4 protein-coding genes and 1 pseudogene are annotated in these 4880 nt (G+C 70.4%); 4 read left to right on the top strand and 1 reads right to left on the bottom strand.

Translation table 11 applies throughout. The features are described 5' to 3' along the window. Positions 1 to 439: ATP-binding protein (locus tag AC1DVT_RS17880; RefSeq protein WP_477390478.1), on the top strand; the 439-nt coding region annotated here is incomplete at its 5' end. Next, entirely contained in the window at positions 436 to 1080 is a 645-nt protein-coding gene (locus AC1DVT_RS17875; protein WP_477390476.1) for a response regulator, read from the top strand. The genes AC1DVT_RS17880 and AC1DVT_RS17875, both read left to right, overlap by 4 nt. On the opposite strand, the gene AC1DVT_RS17870 is transcribed toward AC1DVT_RS17875, so the two are convergent. Next, positions 1037 to 1909 carry a universal stress protein gene (locus AC1DVT_RS17870; protein WP_477390474.1) on the bottom strand — a complete coding sequence of 291 codons (873 nt, stop codon included), beginning with the start codon at positions 1907 to 1909 and terminating at the stop codon, positions 1037 to 1039. The genes AC1DVT_RS17875 and AC1DVT_RS17870 overlap by 44 nt on opposite strands. Before the next feature lie 174 nt (positions 1910 to 2083). On the opposite strand from AC1DVT_RS17870, the pseudogene AC1DVT_RS17865 reads away from it, so the two are divergent. Then, positions 2084 to 2912, top strand: a pseudogene (locus AC1DVT_RS17865) (PEP/pyruvate-binding domain-containing protein); the annotation flags it as partial. Between the two features lie 162 nt (positions 2913 to 3074). After that, positions 3075 to 4724 (top strand): PEP-utilizing enzyme, encoded by a 1650-nt coding sequence (locus AC1DVT_RS17860; protein ID WP_477390480.1) that lies wholly within the window; start codon positions 3075 to 3077, stop codon positions 4722 to 4724. The last annotated feature ends 156 nt before the right edge of the window (positions 4725 to 4880 follow it).

Raw genomic sequence — 4880 nt, 5'->3', positions numbered from 1 at the left:
CTTCGCGCTCTCCCATCGAGACGAGGAATCGCTGCGCCACCGTCTTCTCGATGTCGTCGGCGCGGTGTCGGGGTCGGCACGCCGGCCGCCCGCCATCCGCTTCACGGGTCCCGTCGACCTCATGGTCCGCGATGACCTCGCCACCGAGGTGGTCGCGGTGGCGCGGGAGCTGCTCAGCAACGCCACACGGCACGCGCACGCCGACCACATCTCAATGGAGGTCGCGGCGCAGGACGGCAGCGTTACGGTCGTGGTCGACGACGACGGCGTCGGGATCGACGACGGCGCACCACGCAGCGGGCTCGACAATCTCCAGGCGCGCGCGGCCGATCGGCAAGGGCAGTTCGAGGTGAGATCGTCGGAAGCCGGCACAGCCGCCCGCTGGACGGCGCCCATCGCGTCGTACTCACCTGCCGACCGCTCTGGGGACGCCCGATGATCCGCGTCTTCCTGGTCGACGACCATGAGATCGTCCGCCGGGGGCTCGCAGGCCTGGTCGATGCCCAACCCGACATGGAAGTGGTCGGCGAGGCGGCGACGGCACGCCAGTCGCTGGGCCGCATCGAAGCGACGACGCCGGATGTCGCGGTGCTGGATGTCCGCCTCCCCGATGGCAGCGGCATCGACGTCTGCCGCGACGTGCGCTCCCGCCTGCCTTCGGTCGCCTGCTTGATCCTGACGGCCTACGACGATGACGCGGCGGTGTCGGCCGCGGTGCTCGCCGGAGCCGCGGGCTACGTGCTCAAGGACATCGGCGGTTCCCGACTGGTGGACGCCATCCGCGCCGTCGCGAATGGCCGCATCATCCTCGACGCCGACGCCGTCCGGCAGGCGAAGGCCCACATCCACGAGCGCGCCGCCGACGATCCGCGAATGGGGTCATTGGGTCTGCGCGAACGTCAGATCCTCCGGCTGATCGCCGACGGCCTGACCAATCGCCAGATCGGCGAGCATCTCGGCATCGCGGAGAAGACCGTGAAGAACTACGTGTCGTCCCTGCTCAGCAAGCTGGGGCTGGAGCGGCGGACGCAGGCCGCTATCTTCCAGCTCGAACACCCGGACGGGCAGCCACCGAAGTAGCGGGCACGCCGTAATGGGGCGGCACGACGCAGATCGGGCACTCCGCCCGCCAGAGGATCTCCTGACCGACCGAGCCGAGCAGACTGCCCACCAGCACACCGCGGCGGTGGGTGCCGATGACGATCAGCGATGATCTGCCATCGAATCGCAGCAGCGCTGCGGATCGGCTGTCCCTGATGAGTTCGCTCTGCACCGAGAGATTCGGATGCTGGATCAGAACCCGCTGTGCGGCGCCTTCGAGATCCTGCCGATTGTCCTCGATCACTTCCTCGGGTGTCACGGCGAGGACGGTCGACGCATCGAGAGCCGGCGCGGGCATCAGCCACGAGTGCACGAGCCGGAGATCGGTCGAACTCCGCAGCGCCTCGGCAGCGGCGAAGTCCAGTGCGGCATCCGAGGATTCATCGCTCCCGATTCCTACCGTCACGGGATCGTCCGTGTCCCGCCATCCGACGGGGATCATGCAGACCGGTGCCTCGGAGCGGGTGCTCAAGCGCAGCGGCATCCATCCTCCGGCGGCAGCGCGGATGGGGTGCCCGGGGTTGATCCCCACGACGACCAGATCCGCTTCGTCCGATGCCCGCGCGATCGAATCCGTGACACCTCCTTCGAGGCGGTGCACTGCCACGTCAAGACCTGGGACGCGCTCATCCAGCAGCGCTTGCGCCCTGCCGAGACGCTGCCATTCGATCGCGCGTTCTTTATAGAGCGGCGAGGCGACGAGGACAACATCGACGCTCGTGTGTCCTGGGACGGCTCGAGCGGCCGTCCAGTCAAGCGCTGACACCGCGGCGGGACTGCCGTCGTAGCCGAGGACTATGCGTTCCATCGGAGCCTCCTCCGCTCACACCTGCTCACAGGACCATCCTCGGGATGGAGTGACAGGGATGCCGGGCCGAAGGTCCCGCCGATCCTCCGACACCGTGCGGTCTCTTGCGGTCGGGTCCGCGCGGGGCGATCCTGAATTCACAGCTGTGGAATTACCCGGTCCGAAGGACGACGGATGGTCGAGCCCAGTAGAGCACCCTCCGCGCACGGCGGCAGCGCCCTCGTGGTCGATCTCGCGCACCTGTCGGCCGACGACATCGCGAGGGTCGGCGGCAAGGCAGCGAATCTCGGGGAGCTGATCCGCGCCGGCTTCGATGTGCCGCCGGGGTTCTGCATCACCACGGACGCGTACCGGCAGGCCGTGCGGGAGACTGCCGTCGAGGCAGGAACCGGGACGGATGCCGCGGCCGCGCGCGCGACGGTGCTCCATGCACCGTTCCCCGAACCGGTGGCCGAAGCCGTGCGGGAGGCGTACGCGCGCCTGGAGTCCGGGGCCGACGGGCGCGTCGCGGTGCGATCGTCGGCGACCGCGGAGGACCTGCCCGGCGCGAGCTTCGCAGGGCAGCAGGACACCTATCTCAACGTCGCGGGCATCGATGACGTGCTCGACGCCGTGCACCGGTGCTGGGCGTCGCTGTGGACCGACCGCGCGGTCGCCTACCGCGCCGCGCAGGGCATCGACGGCGCCGGGGTCGCGCTTGCCGTCGTCGTGCAGCGGATGGTGGRCGCCGAATCGGCGGGCGTTCTCTTCACGGCCGACCCGGTGACCGGAAGGCGACGGCAGGCGGTGCTCGACGCAGCTCGCGGCCTCGGCGACGCCGTGGTGTCCGGAGCCGTCGACCCCGACCACTTCGTCGTCGACACTGAGACCGAGCAGATCCTCGACCGGGAGGCGGGGCGGCTCGCCCGCCGAGCGGCCGGCCAGCCTGACCGACGCGCAAGTGCGAGACCTCGTGTCGCTCGGCGATCGGGTGGAGCGGGCGTTCGGCAGCCCACAGGACATCGAGTGGGCGGTGGACGCCGACGGACACACGTGGGTGACGCAGTCCCGGCCGATCACGACGCTGTTTCCGGTCCCGGTGCGCGCTGTGCCCCTGCCCGCCGATGAGGCCCGCGTCTACTTCTGCGTCAGCCTCGCGCAGGGCCTGCACCGACCCCTCACTCCGATGGGCATCGCCGCGTTCCGGGTAGTCGGCTCGGGATTCCTCGATCTGATCGGACGCCGACCCGACCTGATCATCGATGGGCCGAACGGTTTCGCGATCGGCGGCGACCGGATCTTCGTGGATGCCACGCCCATCGTGCGCTCCTCGGTGGGCCGCGAGATCTTTCCCCGAGCCCTGGACGTGATGGAGGCCCGGTCTGCGGCTGTGCTCCGGGGACTGTTCGACGACCCTCGGTTCGCTGTGCTGCCCGGGTCCCGACGCCGCTTCATCGGGCCCGCGCTTCGTCTCGMCACTCGGATCCGGCTGCCCTTCGTCGTCGCTCAGGCGCTCGTCAGCCCGGCGGCCGCGCAGCGCCGAGTGCGACGGCTCGCGGACGAGGTCCGTGCGAGAGACATCCCGGCCGGCCGCGACATCCCGACTCGGGTCGACGGCGTCGTCGACCTGCTCCTCCACGCGATGCCGCTCGCACCGCGCAGCCTGCCCGGCGCCGTCGCCGGCTTCGCCATGCTCGGGCTCGCCGGACGACTGCTGCGCGGCTCGACACAGCCCGGTGATCTGCAGACCGTCCTTCGCAGCGTGCCCGACAACGTCACGACCGAAATGGATCTCGAATTGTGGCGGGTCGCCGTGCGCGCGCGGGACGATGCCGACTCGGCGACCGCATTGGGCACCCAGACCGCCCGCGACCTCGCCGACGGCTACCGGGCGGGCACCCTGCCCGCTGTCCTGCAGCGCGGCATGACGGACTTCCTCCGGCAGTACGGTCACCGCGCCGTCGCCGAGATCGATCTGGGGATGCCGCGATGGTCGGACGACCCCGCGCACCTGTTCGGCGTGCTGTCCGGGTACCTCCGCCTGGACCCGGACGCGGCCACACCCGAACAGCATTTCGCGGACGGTGCGCGCGACGCCCGGGCCATGGGCGTGACGCTGATCCGGCGCGCCCGCCGGGTCAGCCGGGTTCGTGCGGTCGCCGTGGGGTTCTGCCTGCGCCGTGCTCGGGCGCTCGTCGGCATGCGCGAGATGCCGAAGTTCCTCGTCATCACAGCGATGCACCGGGCGCGCAGAGCGATACTCCAGATCGGGACCGAGCTCGCTGATTCCGGCCGGATCGCCGCAGCAGAGGACGTCTTCTTCCTCGACTTCGACGAGACCAAGCGCGCCGCCGCGGGAGAGGACCTGCGCGCCACGGTCGGCGAGCGCAGGGAACGGTACGACGCCGAACTGCGCCGCCGGCATGTGCCACGGATGCTGCTCTCGGACGGGACTGAACTCGAGGCCGTCGGTTCCGGCTCGGAGGCCCCTCAGGAGGGAGCCCTTCGTGGAACGCCCGCGTCTGCCGGGATCGTCACCGCGCCGGCGCGCGTCATCCTGGACCCGGTCGGCGCACGCCTGGAGCCTGGCGAGATCCTGGTGGCGCCGTCCACCGACCCGGGCTGGACGCCGCTGTTCCTCACGGCCGGCGGGCTCGTGATGGAGATGGGCGGCGCCAACAGCCATGGCGCCGTCGTCGCACGGGAGTACGGCATTCCGGCTGTCGTGGGAGTGCCGCGTGCGACGGAGGCCATCACGACGGGCGACGAGGTGACCGTCGACGGCGCCAGCGGTGTGGTGACGCTGCCACCGTCCGCCGCGGCCCCCGGTCGTTGAGCGAGCGAAGCGAGACGAAACGCCCAGAGCCATCGAGACAGGGTTCGTCTCGTCGCTGCGCACCTCACGCATAGGCTCGCGTGGTTTGCTCTAAGGAGYCGCCCCGTCTTCGCGGCCGAAGGAGAAGTGCTCATGCCGGATGCCGCGACCCAGTCC

This window comes from Microbacterium sp. P2_F9, assembly GCF_056403635.1.
This window is presented reverse-complemented; position numbering and strand designations above follow the sequence as displayed.